Annotated in this window: 18 protein-coding genes; 4 read left to right on the top strand and 14 right to left on the bottom strand. The window is 51.4% G+C overall.

The window, feature by feature from the left end; genetic code table 11:
• Positions 1-184: 184 nt before the first annotated feature.
• From CRP01_RS14950 to CRP01_RS14910, 9 genes are all read right to left on the bottom strand, one after another.
• Positions 185-2,872, bottom strand: coding sequence for a T9SS type A sorting domain-containing protein (locus tag CRP01_RS14950; RefSeq protein WP_170110378.1), 2,688 nt, complete (start codon positions 2,870-2,872; stop codon positions 185-187).
• Positions 2,873-3,986: 1,114 nt separating this feature from the next.
• Positions 3,987-5,129, bottom strand: a complete 1,143-nt coding sequence (locus tag CRP01_RS14945) for a cytochrome-c peroxidase (protein ID WP_099150862.1) — start codon at positions 5,127-5,129, stop codon at positions 3,987-3,989.
• Positions 5,129-6,214, bottom strand: coding sequence for a cytochrome-c peroxidase (locus CRP01_RS14940; protein WP_233752686.1), 1,086 nt, complete (start codon positions 6,212-6,214; stop codon positions 5,129-5,131). The genes CRP01_RS14945 and CRP01_RS14940 overlap by 1 nt, the downstream gene beginning before the upstream one ends.
• The gene (locus CRP01_RS14935) at positions 6,192-6,983 is read right to left on the bottom strand and encodes an MbnP family protein (RefSeq protein ID WP_143473391.1); all 792 of its coding nucleotides are present in this window, start codon (positions 6,981-6,983) and stop codon (positions 6,192-6,194) included. Before CRP01_RS14935 ends, CRP01_RS14940 begins: the two co-directional genes overlap by 23 nt.
• A gap of 220 nt (positions 6,984-7,203) precedes the next feature.
• Positions 7,204-8,127, bottom strand: a complete 924-nt coding sequence (locus CRP01_RS14930) for an MbnP family protein (RefSeq protein WP_099150860.1) — start codon at positions 8,125-8,127, stop codon at positions 7,204-7,206.
• Positions 8,105-8,926 (bottom strand): 3'-5' exonuclease, encoded by an 822-nt coding sequence (locus CRP01_RS14925; protein WP_099150859.1) that lies wholly within the window; start codon positions 8,924-8,926, stop codon positions 8,105-8,107. Before CRP01_RS14925 ends, CRP01_RS14930 begins: the two co-directional genes overlap by 23 nt.
• Before the next feature lie 5 nt (positions 8,927-8,931).
• Positions 8,932-9,948 carry an FAD:protein FMN transferase gene (locus CRP01_RS14920; protein WP_099150858.1) on the bottom strand — a complete coding sequence of 339 codons (1,017 nt, stop codon included), beginning with the start codon at positions 9,946-9,948 and terminating at the stop codon, positions 8,932-8,934.
• A 36-nt stretch (positions 9,949-9,984) separates the two neighbouring features.
• Positions 9,985-10,386, bottom strand: a complete 402-nt coding sequence (locus CRP01_RS14915) for a DoxX family protein (protein ID WP_222845742.1) — start codon at positions 10,384-10,386, stop codon at positions 9,985-9,987.
• A gap of 112 nt (positions 10,387-10,498) precedes the next feature.
• Positions 10,499-11,359 (bottom strand): TerC family protein, encoded by an 861-nt coding sequence (locus CRP01_RS14910; RefSeq protein WP_185154561.1) that lies wholly within the window; start codon positions 11,357-11,359, stop codon positions 10,499-10,501.
• 441 nt (positions 11,360-11,800) lie between these two features.
• Here CRP01_RS14910 and CRP01_RS14905 point away from each other — a divergent pair, with 441 nt between their 5' ends.
• The gene (locus CRP01_RS14905; protein WP_099150856.1) at positions 11,801-12,283 is read left to right on the top strand and encodes a DUF6495 family protein; all 483 of its coding nucleotides are present in this window, start codon (positions 11,801-11,803) and stop codon (positions 12,281-12,283) included.
• Between the two features lie 251 nt (positions 12,284-12,534).
• Here CRP01_RS14905 and CRP01_RS14900 read toward each other — a convergent pair whose 3' ends face one another.
• The 5 genes from CRP01_RS14900 to CRP01_RS14880 form a co-directional block, all read right to left on the bottom strand.
• On the bottom strand, positions 12,535-14,049 hold the full coding sequence (locus tag CRP01_RS14900) for a M20/M25/M40 family metallo-hydrolase (protein ID WP_099150855.1): 1,515 nt from the start codon (positions 14,047-14,049) through the stop codon (positions 12,535-12,537).
• Positions 14,050-14,078: 29 nt separating this feature from the next.
• Positions 14,079-15,176, bottom strand: coding sequence for an AAA family ATPase (locus tag CRP01_RS14895; protein WP_099150854.1), 1,098 nt, complete (start codon positions 15,174-15,176; stop codon positions 14,079-14,081).
• A gap of 182 nt (positions 15,177-15,358) precedes the next feature.
• Positions 15,359-16,555: a vWA domain-containing protein gene (locus tag CRP01_RS14890; protein WP_099150853.1), complete on the bottom strand. Its 1,197-nt coding sequence runs from the start codon at positions 16,553-16,555 to the stop codon at positions 15,359-15,361.
• Positions 16,540-18,042: a BCCT family transporter gene (locus CRP01_RS14885; protein WP_099150852.1), complete on the bottom strand. Its 1,503-nt coding sequence runs from the start codon at positions 18,040-18,042 to the stop codon at positions 16,540-16,542. The genes CRP01_RS14890 and CRP01_RS14885 overlap by 16 nt, the downstream gene beginning before the upstream one ends.
• Before the next feature lie 194 nt (positions 18,043-18,236).
• The gene (locus CRP01_RS14880; protein ID WP_099150851.1) at positions 18,237-19,232 is read right to left on the bottom strand and encodes a LacI family DNA-binding transcriptional regulator; all 996 of its coding nucleotides are present in this window, start codon (positions 19,230-19,232) and stop codon (positions 18,237-18,239) included.
• 233 nt (positions 19,233-19,465) lie between these two features.
• On the opposite strand from CRP01_RS14880, the gene CRP01_RS14875 reads away from it, so the two are divergent.
• From CRP01_RS14875 to CRP01_RS14865, 3 genes are all read left to right on the top strand, one after another.
• Positions 19,466-19,894, top strand: coding sequence for a hypothetical protein (locus CRP01_RS14875; protein WP_099150850.1), 429 nt, complete (start codon positions 19,466-19,468; stop codon positions 19,892-19,894).
• Between the two features lie 518 nt (positions 19,895-20,412).
• Positions 20,413-22,740 carry a DUF2339 domain-containing protein gene (locus tag CRP01_RS14870; RefSeq protein WP_099150849.1) on the top strand — a complete coding sequence of 776 codons (2,328 nt, stop codon included), beginning with the start codon at positions 20,413-20,415 and terminating at the stop codon, positions 22,738-22,740.
• Positions 22,724-23,974 (top strand): DUF3999 family protein, encoded by a 1,251-nt coding sequence (locus CRP01_RS14865; protein WP_099150848.1) that lies wholly within the window; start codon positions 22,724-22,726, stop codon positions 23,972-23,974. Before CRP01_RS14870 ends, CRP01_RS14865 begins: the two co-directional genes overlap by 17 nt.
• Positions 23,975-24,072: the final 98 nt, after the last annotated feature.

The raw sequence follows: 24,072 nt of genomic DNA, 5'->3' as shown, positions 1-24,072 counted from the left end.
CAGGCGAATAAGAATGATGTGACTACGAGATGGAGTTTCGTACCAGCTTGTGGAGGGTGAGCGGGGGCTAAAGTAGTGTTTTAAATTAAATTTTCAAAATATATATGTGTTTATACTAGCTGTAATAACGAAACCCGGCTCCGAATGTTTCCGAAGCCGGGTTATTAATTCTATTTATCAGGTATTAATTTTTCTGCTTGACGACCATGTAGGTCTTTTCGTTGCCATCGCCAACCTTGATCCGGGCCATGTAAACTCCGGCCGGCAGGTCCCGCGCAATGATCTCGTGTTTGATCGTTTGGTCTTTCCAATCGTAGGTTTGCAGTTGCTGACCGTAGAAAGTTTCCAGGCTGATCTTCACCGGCTGATCCTTATTTCCTTCGATCTGTTCGATAAAGAAGGACTGCTGGAAGGGATTCGGATAAATAGCCATGGCGTTCGCCGTGCTGCAATTCGGTCCTCCGTTCAGAATAGACACCCGGACGGAAGTAGTGGACGTACAACCGTTCGCAGTTACTTCGAGAGTAACGGTGCGGTTGCCAAAATTGGTATAGGTCACTACCGGGTTTATTTCCGTAGACGTTCTCGGGTTGGAGGTCAGTCCGAAGTCCCAGGAATAAGTAGCACCCGGGCCGTTATCTTCGGCCATGAACACCACTGATTGTCCGGAACAAACGTAATCCGGAGGCGTGATCTTCGCTACGGCATCGTCGCCAACTTCGATCTTAACGATATTAGATTCCACGAAGCTCGGGCAACCACCGCGACGGGCACAGCGCGCAAAATAAGTCGTTTGCTGTAGGGGTCCCGGATCGTAAGAAGGAGAATTGGAGTCGGGGATCGGCTCGTAGGTATCTACGCGGAACGGACCGTCTTTGGTACTCTTCATCCACAGGTATTCGATCTCACCGGATCCACCCGTAGGCAAAGAAACGCTCACGATCTCTTCCGGATCAACGCCGGGGCCGCAAAGCGGGCCGCCGTCGTAGGCGATCTCACCGCCGTCGGTAAAGTTCACGCAGATCAGATCCGCTTCGAGCTCAATAGAGCAGGTCGTGCTGCAGCCGTTGGCATCGGTTACGGTCACTGAGTAAGAACCAGCGGCCAGTCCGGTAGCGGTAGCTGTAGTTTGTCCGTCGCTCCATTCGTAGGTATAAGGCTCACTTCCGCCATCTACACTTACGGAAGCTTCACCGTCCATGGCACCGGATTCGCTAACTGCGCTTACTTCGGTTACCTCACAGGTGATCCCTTCGGATTCGTCGATGGTCACCAGAGCCATTACTTCGCAATCGTTGGCATCCGTCACCAGTACGGTATAGGTACCGGCCAGCAGGCCCGTAGCCATAGCGCCCATCTGATTGTCGCTCCATTTGATCATATAGGGTGGCGTTCCGCCGGTCACCATGGCCGTAGCCGTACCGATCGCTTCGCCGCAAAGGGCATCTGTTACTTCCGCTGATACTTCCAGCGGTTCGGGAGCGACGATGGTGAAATCCGCTATACCGCCACAGCCCTGGTTGTCGTATACCGTTACAGAGTAATCTCCGGGGCCCAATAGTCCCACGGTATCCTGCATGGAGCCGTTGCTCCAGGTAATATTATATTCGTCCGCATCGCCTGGGATCATCACGGTAGCTTTACCGCTATTGAATCCGGAACAATCCGGGTTGGTCACGATCACATCAAATTCGAGGCCGTCCGGGTCGACAACCGGGAAGGTCCGGCTTACCGTACATCCGGTTTCATCCGTGACGGTAACGGTATATACTTCTCCGGGAGTTAATCCGGTAGCGGTCGCTTCGGTTTGGCCGTTATTCCAGGTAAAAGTATACGGAGGTACACCCGCCAGAGCCACTACGGTAATGGCGCCGATCGTATCGCCACATTCGTAGTCGATCAGTTCGGCAGCAACGTCGAGGTCCGAATCACCGATCAGTTCTTTGGTCTCTACTACTTTACAGCCGTTGGCATCGGTTACGGTCACGGTATAAGTACCGCCATCCAGATTGTTGAGCGTCGGGCCGGTCTGTCCGGTATTCCATACATATAAATATGGTTCCTGACCTCCGATAGCGCTGGCGGTCAGACTACCGGTGCCTTTACAATCGGGATTGCTCGCCGTGATGGTCACATCCAGACTTGAGGTGCCATCTTCCACCGTTGCGGTCCCTTCAATCGTACAACCGTTGGCGTCGGTCACCGTAACGGTGAATACGCCGGGCAGTAGATTCGGATTGATAGAAGTGGTAGCGCCATTGCTCCACTGGTAAGTATAAGGTGATTTGCCGCCGGTCACGATCGCAGTCACACTACCGTCACAACCCAGTGGGCAGGCCGGTGGGAGTACGACGAGTTCCAGTTCGAGCGGTTCGGGGACGATCACACAGGCAACCGCCGCACACCAGTTGGCGTCGGAAATGGTTACGCAGTATTGCCCCGGCTCCATAGCCGTGAAAGTTTGTTCGGTGGAGCCGTCGGTCCATTCGTACATATAAGGTTCCACGCCGCCGCCCGGAGTGGCGGTTATTTCGGCCGGAAGCGAACAGAAGTCGGAGGTGATAGCCGCACTGGCTTCTACCGGTCCGGGTTCGGTGACGGTCGCAGTGTCTACTGCTTCGGCTCCGTTACTGTCCGTTACGGAGATCACGTATTCTCCGGCTCCAACACCGTATAGGTCCTTGACGGTGCTGCCGTTGCTCCACGCAACGGTGTAAGGTGCTGCGCCCCCACTGATAGTAGTCAGGACGGAACCGTCGGTATAGTCATAACATTTGGGATTGGTGATCTCAAATTCAATGGTGATCTGGGCCTGGAGAAATACAGGGAGTAAGAATAGACAGGTAAATAATAAGTTTTTCAGACCAGACAAACGAGATTTGCCCGGCAAGATTGGTTGTACAAAATTTGCCATAGGAAAATTAATTGTTAGTGTATGATTGCTTACTGGAGGCTGATTTAATAATCAGTACAGTAAACCACATGTTCACTCAAGGTCAACAAAAATTAATAGTCCGTGTGTTAAATGTGGGTAAAAGAGGGATAATGTACTGAAATTGGCGATAGATGTCTCATTACTGGACCATCTTATGGAGGGTGGGTAATCTGGTCTGATAATCTGGATCAAATAACAGACTTTTTTTTCAGAATACCAATAAATAAGTGAATTAGATGATAAAAAATATAAATATTAAAATGCCGGCCATTCGGAAATTCTGCTAAAAAGAAGGGCAAAAAAAAAGTCGTATCACAGCTTGTGTGACACGACCTACTACTAACAAATTATAATCCCATGAATAATTTCCAAAATCTAAGACAGGGGTTAGTTTTTTGCTAACGCACCCTGTGTCGAGAGTATAAACAGTTTAAACCTGCAATTTATTTCACTTTTCACAGAAATTTAACAAAAAACCTGTTCAGAAAGTTTCCAGATTTCGGCTAAAGTGTAAAAATAAATAAGCCGCATCACACTCCCATTGCGATACGGCTTATCTTAATAACAAATCATAATCAAATGAAGAATAGCTTTTCAAGCCATCTATTCGATATATTGCGAAATATGCAAATTCAATTTTTTGGTCAACGAAAGCAGACTGTTAAAGGTAAGTCAGGCATAATCCCCATTAATACCTGACCTACCTAATAACGAACAATCCCATTTAATTTCATTTTGTCGCCGATTCATTTATCGACGATCCTTTCGTTTGACATTACAAACATCTTAATTAAAGCTGCGACAAACAAAGACAAAAAAGGATAATTGTGAATTTTTCGATTCGGTCATTAAATTCCAATAAACTGACAATCAATTTATTATAAAATAATCTGTGAGAAAAACATTCCAAAAAACTAGCTTTTTAAAAGAAATTATTCACCGAAATCCCCGAAAAAAAAGTGCTTTTCTTCTTTTTCGGGGATCACATTGGTAATTATTTTGTTAGGTCCGGGCGGGTTACGGGCTTGCAATTGGCTCTGCCGCCCCCGGCTCAGTTGAATGGATTGGCGTAAGCTGGATTTTTAATAAACGTTGTATCGGTCAGCGTGCGCAGGAAGGCGATCAGATCCTGTTTCTGACTTCCGGTCAGGGTAAAGGGTACAATATTGGGATCCTCGTTTTCCACACCGTGCCCGCCGGTCTTGTAGTGATCCAGCACTTCTTCCAGGGTGGCAAAGCGCCCGTCGTGCATATAAGGTGCCGTCAGTTCGATATTGCGCAAGCTGGGTACCTTGAAGCGACCGTTGTCATAAACCCGTCCGGTAACTGCTCCCAGGCCCTTGTCCGGAAAATCATTCAGGGTAGCGACACTATCAATTCCATTATTCCGAAAACTGAAATCGGTAAAGTTCACACCACCGTGACAGTGGGAACAGCCCGGGTGGTCCACCAAACTCGGTTCGACGTAGAAAAGGTCTTTTCCTCTTTGCTCACTATCGGTCAACCAACCCTCATTGCGGTAAACCACACGGTCAAATCGGGAATCCTGACTGATCAGCGTACGCTCAAACTGCGCCAGGGCCTTTACGGCCAGTTCTTTGGTGATTTCCGATGTCCTTTCAATACCAAATGCTTTACGGAAACGCTGCGGATAATCCGGGTGCCGCTGAAACTTCCGGACCACGTTCTCCCAATCTTCATTGAGCTCCACCCGATCCATGATCGGATGCAAAGCCTGATCTTCCATCGAAGGCGAACGCCCATCCCAGAAAAAACCGTTCGGATTATAAGCCAGGTTAAACAGCGGCATGGAACTGCGGGTGGTCTGCCTCCCTTCCACCCCGGTACTGAAGGCCGTACCATCGGTGAATCCCAGGTCCGGCGCGTGACAACTGGCGCAGGACATGGTACTGTCCGACGAAACGATGGGATCATAAAAAAGCATCCGGCCCAGCGCTACCCCGTCTTTGGTAAGCGGATTATCCGCCGGAATGATCGGTTCGCCCATCCAGTCCGCCAGTTCCAGTACATAGGGTTCCGGAGCGTAGGTTCCCGGGATCAGATCCGTAGCGGGACACGTTTCACAACTGTCGTCTCCGACCGTATCCTTTTTACAGGCTGTGCCCAGCAACAGTATTCCCAATAAAATGAGTGAGCCAACTCCGGCCCGGCTATTTTTCAAAAATTGATGCATCAATTCGATTCTTTTAAAAATTCAGATTCGGTTAGGGTCTGTAAAAAAGCGATCAGGTCCGCCTTGTCCCGCTCGGAAAAATCCAGCCTACGCACATTCGGATGCACATTCTCGCTGTATTTTCCACCGCTGACGTAGTGGTCCATCACTTCTTCCAGCGTGGCAAAACGCCCGTCGTGCATATAAGGTGCGGTAAGCGCTACATTTCTGAGACTGGGGGTCCGGAAGCTGCCCATCTCCCCTACTCTGCCGCTGATCCCCCCTTTCCCGGCATCCGGAAAATTTTTCGGATCGTATACCTCATCCAGTCCGTTGTTGAAATATTCCAGACCACTGAACAAAGGTTCGACATGACAGTGACCGCACTCGGAGGTCGGCACACCGTCTTCAATGTCAAAAAAGATCCGCCGCCCCCGATCTTCGGAAGCCGTCAAAATGACTTCACCGGCTTTATAACGATCGTAGCGGCTGTTTCCGCTTACCAGCGTCCGCAAATACTGAGCGATGGCCCGCACGGTCAGTTCCTGATCGATGGCGGCCACGGTATCGATGCCAAAAGCTTTCCGGAACAGCAATGGGTATTCCGGATGATCGCGAAGTTTAGTGGTCAGTTCCGTCCAGTCGCCAGCCATTTCATTGGTATCCTGCACAGGGTGTACTATGAGTTCCTCCAGATCGTTGACGCGGCCGTCCCAAAATAGTCCTTCCGTTTGGTAGCCGACGTTCAGCAAAGATGGGCTATTGCGTAAGCTACGATGACCGGCAACTCCCCGGCTCAGTATCTGACCGTCGGTAAAAGCCCGACCCGGCAGGTGGCAGGAAGAGCAGCTAACCGTGCTGTCGGCCGAAAGTAAGGGATCAAAAAACAATTGCTTGCCGAGCGCAACGCCGGCCACGGTCAGCTGGTTGTCCGCAGGGATCTCCATCCGGACAAAACGATCCGGTTCCCGTAGCGGGTAAGGTTCGGATTCGTAAGGAATATCCGAAAGGCGGCCGGAGCCGGGATCACCGGCATTGCAGGCCGACAGGACCGCGCTCAACAGAAAAAATAAGCACCCTCGTTTAATTACCGATACTGATCGCACTTTCCCGCAATTGTGTAATTACAAAGTTGTATACGTCCGGGTTCTTGTGGTGATCTCTGGGCGTCTGGCGGAAGTCGATAAAGGTCCCTTCGGCCGTGTTCTCCAGGGCTTTGAGCAGATCGACGTTTACCACGATCGAAGTGGTGGAATTTTCCCGGATATCGATGGTCACCGGCAGCGTCCGTTTCTGAAAAAGCTCGGATGCCCCGAGGTGATAGGTGAGTTTTTCCTCATCCTCGCCAAATTGGCCGTCATTATCCAGGTCGGCATTACCTTCGATCTTGGTATAGATGTAGCTCGACGCTGCCTCCCAGTAGCTGCTGACCTGGGCCAGCGGTTCCGACGGAGTGTAATCACTCGGTTGGGTAGCGTTGAGTTCGGGCGCTACGCCCAGGCCGAACTGCAGACCGGAATAAGTACCGGTCTCGATATCATTGAACCGCAGCGCATAGCCTTCCAGTGCTTCCTCTTCACTTTGGATATCGCCGAAGCTTACCGATTCAATGGCGCTGAGCATGTGCGGTTTGACCGCATTACCGGAACCCAGCAATTCCAGATCGGATAAAAAGAACTGGAACAATTGCCATTTTACTGCGGCATCTCCGCGATAGTCATAACTACGCCCGAACATGTACAACGGCTCGTTGCCGAAAGTCCCCTTGAAAACAATTTCCAGGCTCCCGGTACTGATCTCTTCTTTTTGATCGCAGGCCGTTATAAATAATGACAACAATAGAATTGGAATAAAAAATAATGGAGTGTGTTTCATTGGTCTTGTTTTAAAACCCAGTAATGTTCAGACAGGCCTTTTGTTCACCCGGAGTTGGTTGGGTAGCGAGGAAATAAGGGTGATCATCGGCTGTAATTGCAACCGGATCAATGGAACTGATCACGCTTCAAAGTAGTTATCCGCAGCTTACCTAAACCCTCCCGGGAAGTATAAATACAACAAATACCGATGGCCGGTGGTTGTTGCGCTATTAATAAAACTACTGTTGATTCACGGTAATGTCCACTAAAGTAAATGAATTTGGCAGGCCGGCGACAATTTGGGGAATGATGGTCTCCGGAGTAGCGGTGGCGATATTATTGACGTTCTGGAACCACTCCGCGTAGTTCACCTGGAGGGTGACCACCATGTTGAAACCGGCGGGAAGCGGAAAACCTCCGGGGATAGCTACCGATACGGGTACGGTAGATCTTTCCGCGCCGTACTGTAACAAAAGGTCTTCGGCGTTCTGGGTCGTATCCCGGGCCAGGTCCAGCCGATTGGACACGTAGCGGCCGTTATTGAGATCGTACATCGTTGTATCCAGTAGGGAAAGTGGGTGGTTGTTGGTCAGGGAGCCCGGAAGGATGCGGTCCATAAAATCATCAACGCCCAGTTCGAACTGCAATTGGGTAAAATTACCATTCTGCGCAAGCGTGCCCACCTCAAAGGCCGAGGAGACGGTAGCGTTGATCAGGAGGTAATCGTCGGGAATATAACGATCCTCGTAGAAGCCGATATCGTTCAGGTAGCCCACCAGTACGGTGTCCGTAGTGCTGACGCGGGTACCCGCATCCGTCACCAGACTAAAATTCTGCAGATAATAAGTGATCCGGTCAATCACGAAAGGATTTCCTCCCCCGTCTTTAAATGCGCCACTCGTATACCGGAAGGTGAAGCTGGTATCTGCATCGATCCACTGGTGTACCAGCCGGATCGAGAGCGCGGGATACGTGCAGCAGCCGTCACATTCCCGGTCGGCGTCCAGGCTAAAATTTAAGGCATTGGTATCCAGGCAGCCATCCACCTGTTCGTAACAAGCTGAAAAACAGGAAACAATTAAGAAAGCGATAGCAAAGGTGGTGATCCGGGACCAGGCCCCGGCAAAGCCCAGGGCGATATTATCCTTTATTTGATTTTTCAAAGTCTTTCACTAGTTTCTTCACAATCTGTTTCACCTGAGAAGTAAATTCCTTGTTAAGGATCCAGTTGTAGTACTGTTTATCCCGGGAAAGCACCTCGGCGGCGGGCTTGCCATTGTATTTTCCGAAATTAAATACAATGACGCCATTGTGATCGTACTTCAATTTCTGAGTTGCATCAACAAAACGCATATCGTTGGTGAAATCGTGTAGCGACTGGACATCCGCCACCACCGGAGCCGGGGTCACTTCACCGTCGCCGTCGACATAATCGATCCCTTCGTAGCGTTTGAGCTGCCCGAAGAAAACATCTACGGTAGCCTCTACATCCGCCATAGCGTCGTGGGCATCCTCGAGTTCTTTGTCGCAGTAATACTTCAGCGCAGCTTTCAGGGTGCGGGGTTCCATTTTATAGAAAATGCGTTGCACATCGATCGTCCGGCGGTTATCCATCGTGAATTCAATACCTACGCGGGCGAACTCCTCCATCAGGATAGGGATGTCGAAGCGATTGGAATTGTAACCGGCCAGATCAGCGTCCCCAATAAAATCGTAGATCTTCTGCGCTACCTGCGCGAATACCGGCTTATTCGCCACATCCTTGGGCTGAATACCGTGCACCAGCATGGCTTCGATGGAAATGGGCACTCCGGGATTAATCAGCATGACCAGGTCTTCGGGATCTTTACCACCGGCAAAGAATTTTTTAATGGCGATCTGGAGAATGCGGTCCCGGACTACATTTAAGCCGGTTGATTCGATGTCGAAAAAGCAGAGATCTTTTTTCAGGGGTAATTCCATAAACGTTATTCGTTAAATAATGCATTCAATCCACTGGTGTAGCGCGTCTCCATGCTACCATCCGGACGACTAAATATCAAATAGATTTCAATTGCTGGGTTGGATTCCGCCAAAGATAGTGCTTTTTCCACGCCGAGTACCATACAGGAGGTGGCGTAAGCATCGGCAACGGCACAATCGCGGTGAAAGACCGAAGCACTCAGCAATTCGGTCCTCTCCGGAAAACCGGACCGGGGGTTGATGGTGTGGCTGTATTTGACGCCGTCCACTTCGTACCAGTTGCGGTAATTCCCGGAAGTGGCCACCGAGCGATTTTCCAGCGGAAAGGCCGTAATGATCTCGTTGACCGAAGCGTCCTCATCCGGCATATTGATCCCCACCCGCCAGATGGAGCCCCCCGGTTTGACTCCCCGCGCCCGGGATTCGCCGCCGATATCCACCAGATAGCGCCCCAGGGATCTTTTCTCCAGGAGACGCCCCACTTCGTCGACGCCGTAGCCTTTGGCACAGGCGCTAAAGTCCAACTGTATCTCCGGCTTCTCCTTTAACAGAGAATCACCCTCCATACGAACCTGGTCGAATCCAACCAGGCTGCGGATCCGGTTTACTTCCACCGTATCGACTTCGCGGCCCTGGCGGTCTTCGGTAAATCCGAATCCCCAGAAATTGACCAAAGGCATTACGGTAGCATCAAAGGCGCCATCCGTGACGTTGAATACGCTACGGGCAATTTCCAGATTGATCCAGAAATGCGGTGCCTCGCCCAGCGCAATACCTCTGGCCGATTTATTGAACCGGGAGATCACAGAATTCGGTTCGTAGGTAGACACCTCCGCATTGATCGCCCGCAGCAAACTGTCGATCTCTTCCTGCAGAAAAGGCTGCTGGCTCCCCACATAGCTCACCTGATAATAGGTGCCCATGGTCTCACCGCGCAGGATCTGAACTTCCTCCAACTCTTGCCCACCTGAATTACAGGCCAGCAAACCAAAGATGAATACGAACAGCAGACTGTATCTCATGATGGTGCGAATTTGCGAATGGTGACCGGAAGCCGATCAGGCATTACGATTCTGCCAGATAGCGTCCAGGGAATAGGCTCCGGGGCCGGTCAAAAACAGCGCGAGGTAAGGCCCAAGAAAAAGAATACCTTTTTCCACCCGGCTGTAGGGATCACCGAAGTGCACTAAAAATACGACCGTAAGCATGGTAATGATCAGCGGGATCAGCGCCCAACGGGTCAGTAAACCGACGGTGACCAGCGCGGCACAGAGGAATTCGGCAAAAGTAGCCAGCACCAGTGAAGTGGCCGGTCCCAGGCCGTAGGGATCACCGAATTCTATCGGTTCTCCGGAAAAAAGCCGCATGAGTTTTCCCCAGCCGTGACCGACGATCATTGATCCTCCGAATACAACGCGTAAGATTAACAGAGCCAGGTCGGTCCCTTTTGAATTAAACATGTTTTCCATTTTTGCCTTTCCGTCCGAATAGGCATACGATCTCCTTTCCGACCGGAGTTAGGCGATTAAAGAATTCAGGTCAGTCCAGGATATTCAATGGGCACCAGATATTTTACTTCTTTTGTCTTGTTTCGGCTCTTGGCAAAACGCCTTCGCGAACGGCCTCTTCCTTTACACCGTGCAACTGTACGGGCACCTGCTTCTTGCGAAGCCGCATATTCAGGAATTCCACCAGCAGGGAAAAGGCAATGGCGAAGTACAGATACCCTTTCGGCACCGCACCGATCTCTGCCCCTGCGATCACCACGTGGGCCAGGTGAGCCCCCTCCGCGATCAGCATAAAGCCGATCAGGATCAGGAAGGCCAGCCCCAACATCTGGATCGTCGGATGCTTATTGACGAAATCTCCGACCGGATTGGCAAACAGCATCATGATCAGTACGGAAATAACCACCGCGACGATCATAATGATCAGAGCCCCCTGCAGACCGTTCGTCATTCCGACGGCCGTCAGGATCGAGTCGAAGGAAAATACAATATTAATAATGGTTATCTGTACAATGGCGCTGGATAAGGTGGCCTTCCCTTTCTTCGAAGTTGCGTCTTCGTGGTCATCCCCTTCCAGCTTATGGTGGATCTCATTGGTACTTTTGTACAGCAGGAATATCCCTCCGGCAATCAGGATCAGGCTTTGTCCGGAAAAGCCGGCATGCATGAACGAGTTGTCGATAGTGAACCAGGGTTCTTCCATAGCGACTAGGATCGACACGCCAAAAAGCAAAACGATCCGTAGTACCATAGCCAGGATCAGCCCGATATTCGTGGCTTTGGGCCGATCTTCCGGTGGCAATTTACCGGCCGCAATGGAAATAAAAATGATGTTGTCGATACCCAGTACGATCTCGAGAAAGGTAAGGGTCAGCAAGCTCATCCAAACGGCGGCGCTCGCAAAATCCGGCATGATAAAATCCATAGCGCTTTAGGGTAATTTTTTAATTCCCGCAATGTTACGGAAAATAATATAAAAGGTGCAGTAAGAAAGCCCGACTTCTGGAAGACGATACCAGACCGACTTCTTCCCGGGCCATTTTTTCGCGGATGAACACCTGCTACGCGCAGCGATCCGCAATAATAGTAAGATCAGAAGCTTCCAGAATGTTCAGTTGATGCGGCATTTTATATAGGCATTTGCGCCGGAAAAGAGCTAAAGACCGGTAAACCAGAATGGTAAAACTCGCAGGTCGTAGACTATCCCGCCGATCCATTGCCAATTCCGGGCTGCAGCCGGCACCTTTTACCGTTGCAAACGCTTACCCAGTACGTGCTGTACTTAAATTGGTTTGGATTTCCGAAACCAATTTTACGTCAGTATAGTTACCTTTGCCCCGAAATTCAAGAAGATAAAGTTCTGTATATGAAATACCGTAGACTGACTTTGGAGGAACTGAGTGAACTGGAACAGGATTTTATCCAGTTTCTGTCCGCCAACGGCATTCCCGGACCGGACTGGGAAAAGATCAAAGAAGATGACCCCGCAAAAGCCGAGGGACTGATCGAACTTTTTAGTGACATCATATTCGACAAGACCCTGGATCAGATCGAATACCTGGAATACAAAACGCCGAAGGATATCAAGATCTTCCACTGCGAAAAGCACAAGATCGTTATGAACGGACTGCTGGTGGATGGTAAATCGGATATCGATTTCACCCAGGCGCAGGACCCGGAGGAAATGTCACGCCTGCTGGCCAGCAGCGGCGCCAAACTGAAGATCTATACCGCGCAAAAGAAATACCATCCCAACCGCAAAATGGAACTCTTCAAAATGATGGAAGACGGCGCCCTGATCTCCCGGGACGGCGCATTATTTAAGACGCTGGAAAGTCTGAAAGGGTGAGGGCAGGTCTGCAATGGAAAGTTATGATCTAGCCTGAATAAATAATATCTATTTCAGATATAAATACCTGACAATTAATATTTTATAATGCCAGCTCCATAAACTAATTTATTTTCACCGCAAAGGCGCAAAGGCGCTAAGTTTTGTGAATTTGCCGGCGGCAAATTTTCCGAATAAGATAGCTCTAAATCTTTGCGGCTTGGCGCCTTTGCGGTGATTTCTTATGTTGCTTGAAGCTAAATGTCCATAAATTATTTTTTCTCATAAAGCGCCTTGCCGGCCGCCTCGTATTTATCTCCAGCCACCCAGACCGGCCGCTTATCCGCATCGGCGATCAGGCGGGCCGTGTGGGCAAATGCCTGCACAAATTTCTGGACGTAATCAAAATCCACCGTATCCGCTTCGTCCGTTACCTGGTGGTAATTTTTCATCAGCTCCTGGTTGAAGGTCTCGAATCCCGGACTAAAAGTCAGACAGGGTACTCCCTCCCGGGCGAAAGACACATTGTCGGAGCGATCGAATAACCCCTGTTCACGCGCCGGCTCGGGGATCACTTCGAGCCCAAAGGCCGCCAGTCCCTGTTCTACCGACTTATTCGTACCGGTGCGGTCCCAGCCGATGATGCCGGCCGCTTCGGTATTGGTGTAGCCCGCACCGTCGGAATTCAGGTTGAAGATCGTTTTTTCGAGTGGGATCAGCGGGTGCGCCGCGTAGTACTGGCTTCCGAGCAGACCGATCTCCTCGGCGGTTACCGCCAGGATGATCACCGAACGCTTCGGGCGCTGTTTAGCTAGGGCTTTTGCCGCTCCCAGAATAGCGACTACGCCGATGCCGTTATCGCGGGCCCCGTTAAAAATGCTGTCCTGGGGACCGAAAGCGCCACCTCCCTGCCGGCCGGTACCGACATGATCGTAGTGGGCCGTCAGCAAGATATACTCCTCCTTCAGTTTGGGATCCGTTCCTTCCAGCACACCAATGACATTCTGGGAAGCCATACTTTTGTACGTTCCGTTTCCGCTTTCCAGCTCTACCGAGAGACTTTTGCCATTTTTCAGCGCTTCGATATCGGACCGGTCGGTCACCTGGATCCAGGCGTAGATCAATCCATCCTTATTTTCGCCCGCCGAAGGTTCGATGCGTTCCCGGCTAAAGTAATTGCGAAAAAACGTCCAGGGATAAGACAAGGTATACACTTCAATCAGCGCTACGGCTCCGCGGTCGGCCGCCAGTTTTCTTTTAGTCGACATGGCTGCAAAAACCTCCGAAGGATCGTTGCTGTCCGGCAGTCCGGAAAGGATAATGACGACTTTCCCTTTCACATCCAGATCGGCGTAATCATTGCGGCCGGCGGCCTCGTCGATCCAGCCATATTCCGCATAAACGGCCGGTGCTTTGACGGTCTTCTTTTCTCCGTCCAGCAGGATGAGATCCTCGCCCAGGGCAAAATCCTTATCTCCCAGACGAAGGCTGCCTTCCCGGGGAGGACGGCTGGCGGCGAAGTTGATCTTTTGAAAATAATCGTCGGCACCTTCCGGCGAACGATATCCCAGCGCTTCCAGTTCTGCGGCAATGAAACGGGCGGCAATATTATTACCGATCGATCCGGTCCGGCGACCCATCAGTTCATCGGACGCAATGAATCGGAGTTGCGCCTCTATATCGCTTTTTTCCAGTTGAAATTCCGGCAGTTGCGCCTTGCCCGATTGGGCGGAAGAAAATTGTAGCGCGCCGCCTATGATCAGGATGACAATAAGAAAGTTCTTCATTAAATTTGAAATTATTTGGTTGTTCAAAATCAGCCCAGCAAGAGATCCATCAGGTCGGGGTCTTCCAGGAGTTCCTGCCAGACGGACAGTTTGGTGGTGGCCAGGTTGCGCGCCAGGCCGAGCCGGACGTCCGCGGGTATGGCGTCCAGCAGCAGGAAGCGCTTCATATTTTCCACCTGTCCGGCCTGTGCCTGCCCGTTCGGATCGGTGCCAAAAGTAAAAAGTCGGAAGGCCAGCGTCGATAAGAGATCGACGCGTACGGGTTTTTCCTGTATCAATGGCTCCAATTGCTTCCGGAATTCCGTATCGGAGGAAGCAGCCAGTAGTTCGGCTGGTTCCGGTAGCTTGTGCAGACTTTCCTGGACAAACGCAATAAAAGCGGCTACCGTTTCGGCATCCAGACAGGAATCGCCCAGGATCTTCACCAGTCCCAGGTTTTGGTTCAGGTCTTCAATGGGGGCAATGGCCTGGAAGAACTGCACTAGGGTACGCGGTGTAGTGCGTTGCCCCTGCATCATTTCGGGATAGGTCAAAACGAAGTCGATACCCCGGCTATCGATACCGCTGGCCTGCGCCCAGCGCGCCCATTCGACCTCGTCGAAGGTCAGCGTGATGTGCATCATCCGGGTCAACATCGCATCATCGAGCGGAGTGACCGAATAGTCGCCCCCGTCGGGGTTGGCCGTCAGTACGATCTGCCAGCCTTTGGGCAGGCTCCAGCTTACCAGCTCGTAATTCTGGAGCAACTGCATGATCCCCCGCAGGATGCGATCGTCCGCCCGGTTGACATCATCGATCAGCAGGATACCGGGTTTTTCTTCCCGGGGCACCCAGTCCGGCGCCCGGAATACCGTAGCGTCACCGTCAATAGTGGGCATTCCCAGCAGGTCTCCCATTTCCTCGAACTGTGCCGGGGCGATGTAAGAAAACCCATAATCTTTCCGTCGGGCCAGATCGCGTACGATCTCCGTTTTTCCGATACCGTGTAATCCCCAGATGCATACGGGCGTCTGCAGTTTACCGGCTTCGGCCGCTTTGGCGTTGATATCGAACATGTATTCCAGAAACTCGATCAGCGATCCGGCTTTAACCTTCGTTCCGTAGTAAGTATAATCAAATGCTGTCATGCTATATTTCTTTATGCTGTATTCGCCCGCAAGGAACGGGCAAAGTAGTTTTTGTGCCTTTCTTAAAACTGTTGTTTTTCAGTGATCAAATTAAAAACTCCCCACGGGGAGGTATTGTTTCGTGCTACCCGATCTGCGCCTAATGATGGTCCAGCCGTTAACAAAGCAACCGGCTTTACCTTTTAACTCATTTTCACTACCCGGCCCGGCAAACGCGACCAGGTGCGGCTATCCGGGCGGATGCCCTGATGGGAGATCAGCCAGAGCATCGGCATCCGGGGAGCCACTTCCGGGATCGGGCCAAAGCCGTCCGTCAGGTAGATCAGTCCGTCCAGGCGCAGGTCATTGGCCAGTTGGATCGGTGGATCAAAAGCGGTAGAGCCGCGACCGGCCACGTCCAAAACCTTCTGACCGCGATAGGGGTACTGGTTATGGATCTGATCATCACATTCAACGATGGTCATTTCGGCTCCGGTGCGCCAAAGTTGGTGAATTTCCCGTAAAAATGCACTAAGCATAGCCGGGGGCAAACTTCCGGAAGTATCCAGGGCGATCATCAGTTTCTGGTGTCGCCGGATCTTCACACCCGGCACGGTTCCGTAGCGTTTGGACGGCCGCCGGATCGTATCTTTCAACAACATCTTTCGGCTGTTGGTGGCAAACATCCGCAGTACCCGCTTCCAGTCGACTTTGGCCGCCTGCTCGCCCAGCCGGCGGAAGATCAATTCCCGCAAGGGTTCGTCCAGTCGGTAAAAGGAAGCGGTGACTTCCTTCTCCACCAGCCCTTTGATCTGGTGCTGCCAGATAGAGGCCAGCGCCTCTTTTTGTTCGAGGTCCAGGGTATCCATGGCATCCGCCCAGAATTGATGTTGCTGCTGGGCCGGATGTGACGGGTCCGACCACTGCCCGATCTGCTCCTGGTCCGGTTTGCTCAGTTTCTGGGCTCCGGCCAGCGCGGCTTCCAGTTTCCGATAGTAATAGCCGAGGCTGCGATTGGGTTCCCAGGCAACGGAATGCAAGCGATCCAGCCGGATCTGGTCCGGCCGCAACTGATCGGCGGACAGGTACTGGTTAACGACCAGATCGGCCGCAATTGTATACAGTTCCGCCTGGGCAAATTCGCGTTTGCGGAAAGGATGCAGTAGGGCCAGGTGCAGCAATTCGTGTTTGATCGCACCGTAACGGCCGGATTCATCCAGATCGGCCAGCCGCCAGAAGGCGGGGTTCACTCCCAGGACGATGGTTCCGTCCGACTGGAGGACGAGTCCGGTCTCTTCGACATCCTCCCGCGATTCCCGCAGCAATTTAGCGGCCAGATGGCCGAAAAAAGGCTCCCTCAGTAGGATCTCAATCAGTATCTGTGTTAATTTTTCTTCCATATTTTCTCTTCCCTAACTAACATCCTGATGAAGAAAAGGATCATTACCAAAAGAATTATCCCGAAGGGTAAGGCAACGATGATCAGTAGATTGCTCATCGACCGCAGGAGCGCATCCCCTCCTACCCAAACCGCCACCGCGGTGATCAGCGGCAGACCGATGCCCCAGGTGATCTTATGCACCCGGGTCGGGATCTGCGTACCGCCTCCGGTCATCATACTCACCACGTATATGGCCGAATCGAGCGAGGTGACCAGGAAGGTGCAAAGTAAAAATATGGTTAAGGGATTGACAAAGTTCTCGAAGGGAAATTGGGTATAAAATAAATAGGTGGCCTTAAATATATCCGTCATCTCCTGCCGCCCCGCTTCCGATAGGCCGGCTACCTGATCGAAAGCCAGGGTGCCAAACACCGAAAACCACAAAAATGTACCCAGGGCGGGTACGATCAATACGCCCAGCACGAAGGACCGCAGGGTACGCCCGCGGGAGATCCGGGCGATAAACAAGCCGGTAAAGGGCGCCCAGGCCAACCAGAAGGCCCAGTAAAAGATCGTCCAGTCGGCCGTAAACTGCGGATTGGTTCCGTATTCGCCCAAAGCCAGGCTCATCGGAATAAAATCCCGTAAGTAATGCCAGAAGCTGAGGCCGAAGCGGTTGATCAGTTCGACCGCATTATTCTGGAATAAGAACAGCAGAAGCAGGATCACCGCACCGCTCATATTGATCTGGGAAACAAAGCGGATACCTTTCTCCAGACCGCTCCAAGCAGAAATAAAGGCAACCACACCGATGGATAGCGCCACCAGGATCGTATCCCAGACCGGAAGATCCGTACCCAGCCACTGGCTGAGTCCCTCCGCGATCTGTCCGCTACCCAGACCGACGGACGCCACCAGTCCGAATACCGTAGCCAGAATTACCAGCAGATCGAGCCAGCCCAACCAGTTGAAACGACGGGCTTCAGTTCCGCCCAGCATGACACTGGGCAGGGCCGCCCGCTTTTTCCGAAAAAGAAAATAGGCGGCAATGAGGGCAAAGGAAGCGTAAAAGCCCCAGGCGGTGAATCCCCAGTGAAAATGCGCGTACTGGAGCGAAAGGATCTCCCGGCCCAGCTCATCCTGCACGGAAGGCACCGGCGGGTTCAGGTAATAAAATACCGGTTCCTGCACGGCGCGCTGCAACAGTCCCGCTCCCATGCCGGCGCTGTAGAGCATGGCCAGCCAGGTCCAGAAACCAAATGCCGGACGTTCCTCCGGTCCGCCCAGCCGGATCTTACCCCAGGGGGAAAATCCCAGCACCAGACAAAAGAGGACCAGCAACAGGCCCAGCCACAGATAAAAGCCGTGAAATAAGGAAAGAATTTGTTGGGTGAACTTGCCCGTGAATTCGAAAACCGCTTCGGGCCAGAACATCCCGGGTATGACGAAAAAAAGACAGATCAGCACAGCTCCGGCCAGTCGGGACCGGGAAGTAATTTCGGACATGGTATGCGGTATTCAGTACTCGGTAATTAGGGGCCGGGAAAGGCCGGATGGATGAACCACCTCACTCTCAGGCCTTAAAAGTACTGATTAAAAGACGGGATACCCATACTGATGTAAAATTGGTTTGGGAAATCCCCATGGCTTCGCGTCAGCAGACCTAATCAGGCGGTCAGGAACCAACAGTGCAGGTATTACTAGGTGGAGGACTGGACCACCATATTGGTCTCCACCCAATTCATATGCGGCACCGGATTGTTGCGGATCATATTGAACAGCACGTTCGCTGCAATGGCGCCTACTTCTTCGCCGGAATGATGCATGTAGGTGATGTGCGGTTTCCAGAAGTTAGGTACCAGACCGTTGCTGATACAGGCGATCGCCATTTCCCCGGGTATCTCCACGCCCTTCGCCAGACAGGCCTGCATGATGCCGACCAATAACTGATCGCTCATAGAAAAGATCGCATCCGGCTGATCGGGCAGATCCAGTACTTCGGCCATCTTTTCTCCCGCAGTTTCCGAAGAATCGGCGTGAAAGATCCATTCCGGTTTTACTTCCAGTCCGAGATCCTGTAGCATTTTTTCGTATCCCTGCCGCCGTCGTTTGGAAATAGACAGGTGTGGGTCATCAAAAGCACCGCATATTTTGCGGAAACCCCGATCATAAAGGTGCTTCACCACTTTTCCGGCGACCTGTACATCATCGATACAGACGATGGGGAAATCCCGCCGATCCACGATGCGATCAAACAGGACCACGGGAACGCCTCGTTCGGTCAGTTCCTCAAAATGGCTCAGGTTCTCGGATTCAGCGGAAACCGAAACCAGGAGTCCTTCCACCCCCAGACGATCACAGATCTTGGTATTGTTTTGTTCTCCACGCAGGCTGTTATTGGAATGCAGCACCAGCAGATTGTATCCCTCCGCTCTTACGCGATCTTCGATGGCTTTGATCACCGAAGGGAAAAAATACATATTCATATCCGGGATGATCAGACCGATCAGCCGGCTTTTGCGATTTCGGAAGGATATGGCCTGCAGATTAGGTTCGTAGCCAAGCTCTTCGGCTACCTGTTTAACCTTCTCAATAGTTTCCTTACTTATATCTGGATGATCCTTAAGCGCCCGGGAGACAGTTGATGGATTGATATTTAACAGCCTGGCAATATCTTTTACAGTAATTCTCCCCATTGTGCCTTTTGTGATTGTAGTCTACAAAATTTATTTCAGAATTTTTCCACCGCAACCGTTTGCGCACTCGTTTGCGAGTTCTTTAGTCGAAATAAACTATGATTTGTCTTGGTAATTAGAACAGACAAGTTTAACTTAGACAAAATATTGTTCTTTATTGGAGCTAATCTAGATTTTTTTTCAACTAAAAAGAACAATTTTCAAAATTTTCTCTTAGTGAGTGAAAATGTTATTTGCCATTTACAAAACTAGAAACAAAGATACCGTTTGGCTTTTCCCAAGTAAAGGTATGGAACTTAATTCGACTGAAAGGCGGCTTTGAAGCCGCCTTTTTTTCCTTCAATAGGGACAAAAAAAAGCTTGGGTTAAGACATGTTAGCTTAACCCAAGTAAACCAGAAACTTAAAACGACTATATCTTTCAATCTGAAATTAGGCCAATTCCGTGAAAACGAAAACCCCGGAGCGGGGTGCCTTTCTATTTTCAGACAAATTATTGATGTCTTCGATTCTCGTCAAATATACAATCAAATTGATGCCTTTGGCAAATCTGTAAGGGCAAATTTATTTTTTTCTATCGTTTTTCCCAACCCACACGTCCTTTTTATGCATTTCGAATGGAAAAATAACTTTCGTTTTGTGGAAACCTCCATAGATGAGTAGGGGAAAAATATGGCCCGCACCGGGTGTTCCAATCATTGATTTTTTTTCCTACAATCTGAATTTCGTCAACATCCCCACCCTACGAAATAGCTACCTTAGGTACGGAAATTGCCGTGAAAAAGGATGCTGTCGGAATTTTCCTGCCTGATTCCTACCTTCTGACCGGAACTTTTTCCCACTGACAAACACTTAGTAGCGATCGACGGGCTGGGTTAGGTTTACCCGAATTGATGCATCGCAGCAAAAAATTCCCAATCCGCCCGGAGAAAAGAAAAATTTCGAAACCAGGGCAAAGGCCGTAATTGGCAGGAATGCTCCGGCAAAAAACATTAATTCTTAAATTTGGACAGCAACGCCAAGCATTCGGTCCGGAACCCGCGCCGATCTTGTCGAAAAAAAAGCATAAGCGCTACCAAAAACATACTACTTGCGGCCAATACCTAAAACCCCAACGGCAACGGGCGTAACGCACCACCCTACCGGCGGTATTAACTGCAGGCTGAACTAATCAAACCCTTATGGATCAGGACCCGAATAAATACGAGGAACTCACCAAAAAGCTGGATCGCGTAGTGCACCGGCAGAATGAATTACAACGCGAGATCGCTCTGCTCCGGCGGGAGATCGACCAGTTGCACCAGCCGGAAGAGCAACTCTCCCCCGCCCCACCTCCCAAAATAAGTGCGAAACAGCAAGTTCCCGACGTCCAAACGCAGGCTGTCCCGGTGACAGAAGCTCCCGAAACTCCTCCTTCCAACAAATGGGATCGTTTCCGTCCTTCCTCCCGCACCGGACTGGACTGGGAGAAATTCATCGGCGAGAACCTCATCAGCAAGATCGGGATCCTCATTACGGTGATCGGGATTGCCTTCGGCGCCAAATATGCGATCGATCACGAACTGATCTCCCCGCTTACCCGCATTGTACTCGGCTACCTGGCCGGTATTGCCCTGACCGGGATCGCCATGCGACTCAAAGAAAAATACGAAGCCTTCAGTGCCGTGCTGCTTAGCGGCGGACTGGCCGTGCTCTACATCATCACCTACTTTGCCTTTAATTATTACGCGTTGATGCCCCAGAGCATCGCCTTTGTGCTGATGGCACTGTTTACGGCCTTCACCGTACTGGCCGCCTGGCATTACGACCGGCAGATCATCGCCCTGATGGGACTGGTGGGTGCCTACGGAGTACCCTTTCTGATCAGTGAGGAATCCGGTAGCGCCACCGTGCTGCTGGGCTATATGGCGCTCATCAATACCGGAATTCTGGTCATCGCCTTCAAAAAATACTGGAAGAGCCTGTTCTCTATGGCCTTCTGGCTGACCTGGCTGATCTTCTCCTGGTGGATGCTGTTTGGCTATACCCGGGATCAGCATTTCCTGACCGGATTTCTGTTCAGTACGGTTTTCTTCCTGTTGTTCTACGGTACTATTCTGGCTTACAAACTGATGCAGAAAGAGACTTACCGCTGGACGGATATCCTCCTGCTGCTGTCCAATTCCTTTATCTATTTCGGATTTGGCTACAATATGCTGGAAGATCATCCCGTCGGGGCCGATCTCCTGGGGGTATTCGCCGTTGCCAATGCCGCCGTGCATTTCGGGGTCGGTTATCTGATGCACCGGGATAAACTGGCGGACCGCAATTTGTTCTATTTCATCGTCGGTCTGGTACTGGTCTTTTTAAGCATCGCCGTACCTATTCAGCTGGACGGCAACTGGGTGACCCTGCTTTGGGCCGGTGAAGCAGCCCTGTTGTTCTGGCTGGGACGAAGCCGGCAGATCAAGGCCTACGAGAAGATGAGCCTGCCGGTCACTATTCTTGCCTTCGTCAGTTTGCTGCAGGACTGGTCAAGTAGTTACGATCAGGCATTTTATCAGGATACGGAATTGTTGCTTGCCCCGGTCTTCAACATCCAGTTCCTGAGTTCGCTGATCGTCAGCGGTATCTTCGGGCTGATGGTGTGGATGCAGAACCGGAAGCAGTGGACCTCGGCCCTGCCCGCCGGCAAGATCTGGCACCAGGGATTGCGGTTTGCCATTCCCGCGGTTTTCCTGATGGCCTTGTATTTCACTTTCCGCGTGGAGATCGAATATTATTTCCGCATCCAGATGCGGGAGGCCCTGGCGAGTATGCCGGAAAGCACGGCCGGCTCCCGTACCTTTACCCATCTGGCGAGCATCTGGGTAATCTATTACTCCCTGGTTTTTCTCGCCTTGCTCTCGCTCGTCAATATGCGCTGGATCAAGGACCGGATACTGGGTGTGATCAATCTCATTATGAACGCCTACGGTCTCTTCTTTTTCCTGGCGGGCGGGCTGTTCTCGCTAAGACTGCTGGATGAATCCTACCTGCTCAGCGACGGCGGCGATGTGATACTGACCGGTGGGTTTACCTACCTGCGCTATCTGGGCTATCTCATCGTAGGCGGCCTGTTGTACATCACTTACCGTTACCAGCGAATGGACTTTATCCCCCTGAAAAGCAGCTGGCCGTTCGACGCACTCTTGCATCTGGTCAGTTTGTTTTTGCTCAGCAATGAACTAATTCACCTGCTGCAGCAAGCCGGTGTCGAAGATGCCGAAAAACTCGGGCTCAGTATCTTTTGGGGTATTTATGCCCTGTTCCTGATCGCCCTCGGGATCGCCCACCGCAAGGCTTATCTGCGGATCAGCGCTATTGTGCTGTTCACCATCACACTGATCAAGTTATTCTTCTACGATATTGCCCACCTGAATACCATGTCCAAGACCGTGGTATTGATGTCACTGGGCGTACTGCTGTTGTTGATCTCGTTCCTGTATAACAAATTCAAACACCTCATTGCCGATGCAAACGAAGTATAGCTTTTTCCTGGCCCCGTGGATAATTGCCATCTGCCTGTTGGCCGGCTGCCGGACTACGGCTTCGGCGCAGTGGGGCCCCTATCATTTTTTGCGCGACCTGGAAGGCACGGAAGCGGGCTGGCAACAGCTTTCCCTCCCTGACGGGATATTCCGCCATCTGGATCCCTCCTTACGAGACCTTCGGATAAAAGGGATCACTGCGGCCGGCGATACGATCGAAGCGCCCTACCTGATCCGGTGGCCGAACCCGGTAGTAAAAGTAGAACGCTCCGATTTTCGCCTCCTCAATCAGAGTCGACAGGGCAACACCTATTTTGCCACCCTGACCAAAGATGACGACAAAGCGATCAACCGGATCGACCTGGAATTCGACAATACGGATTTTAACTGGCGGATCGATCTGGAAGGAAGTCCGGACGGGCGGGAATGGTTTAGCCTGCTGCAAGGCTACCGCATTCTGGCCTACGAGGGCCCACTGGGAGATTACGCCTTCACGACTCTGCAATTCCCCGAATCGGATTACAGTCATTACCGCATCCAGATCAGCAGCTCGGAAACGGTGAAATTACGGGCGGCTACCTATCACCTATTCCAAAAACCGGATATTGACTACCAGGAGTACACCATTATATCCCAATCGGCGACGGTAAACAAAGAACAGAAACAAACCGAACTGGAATGGGAACTCGCTACCCCCGTACCCGTTTCCCGCATTGAACTCCCGGTGACCGACACCTTTGATTATTACCGCCCCCTACGCATCCAGTTACTGACAGACAGTACGCGCTCTGAATCCGGGGTGCAGTATCGTTATACGGAGGTATACCGCGGGGTGCTCAGTTCGCTGGAACCACCGGTATTCACTTTTCCTCCCGAGCGTACTTACCGCATCCGGGTGATCATCGATCATCAGGATAACGCGCCGCTGAAGTTCGGCTCGCCCCGGGTGGAAGGGATCCATCCCGCCGTCATCTTCCGGATCACCGAGCCCGCGGATTATCACCTGGTGTACGGCTGGCCGGACGCTATCGCCCCGCGTTACGACCTCAATCGCTTCGAGGAAAAGATCCCCAGCGATGTCCCCGAAGTCCGCCTGGCCCCGGAAGTCAGGCTTCGACCGGACCTCGCGGTCCGCTCTCCCCTGCTCGTCAACCGCGCCTGGCTGTGGATCGTACTGGTACTGGCCATCGGTGTTTTGGGTTGGTTTTCCATGCGGATGATCAGTAAAGGATGATCCGGAGGTGGCCAGGAAAATTGACCGAAAAAAACATCGCTTTCCAGCCGTCGCTAACCGCCTCATTTTGAATAGCGAAGAGAAATCTACTGCATTTT

The organism is Flavilitoribacter nigricans DSM 23189 = NBRC 102662, from assembly GCF_002646595.1.
Lineage (GTDB): Bacteria > Bacteroidota > Bacteroidia > Chitinophagales > Saprospiraceae > Flavilitoribacter > Flavilitoribacter nigricans.
Note: the sequence above shows the minus strand (reverse complement) of the source record. Positions and strands in the feature narration are given on the sequence as shown.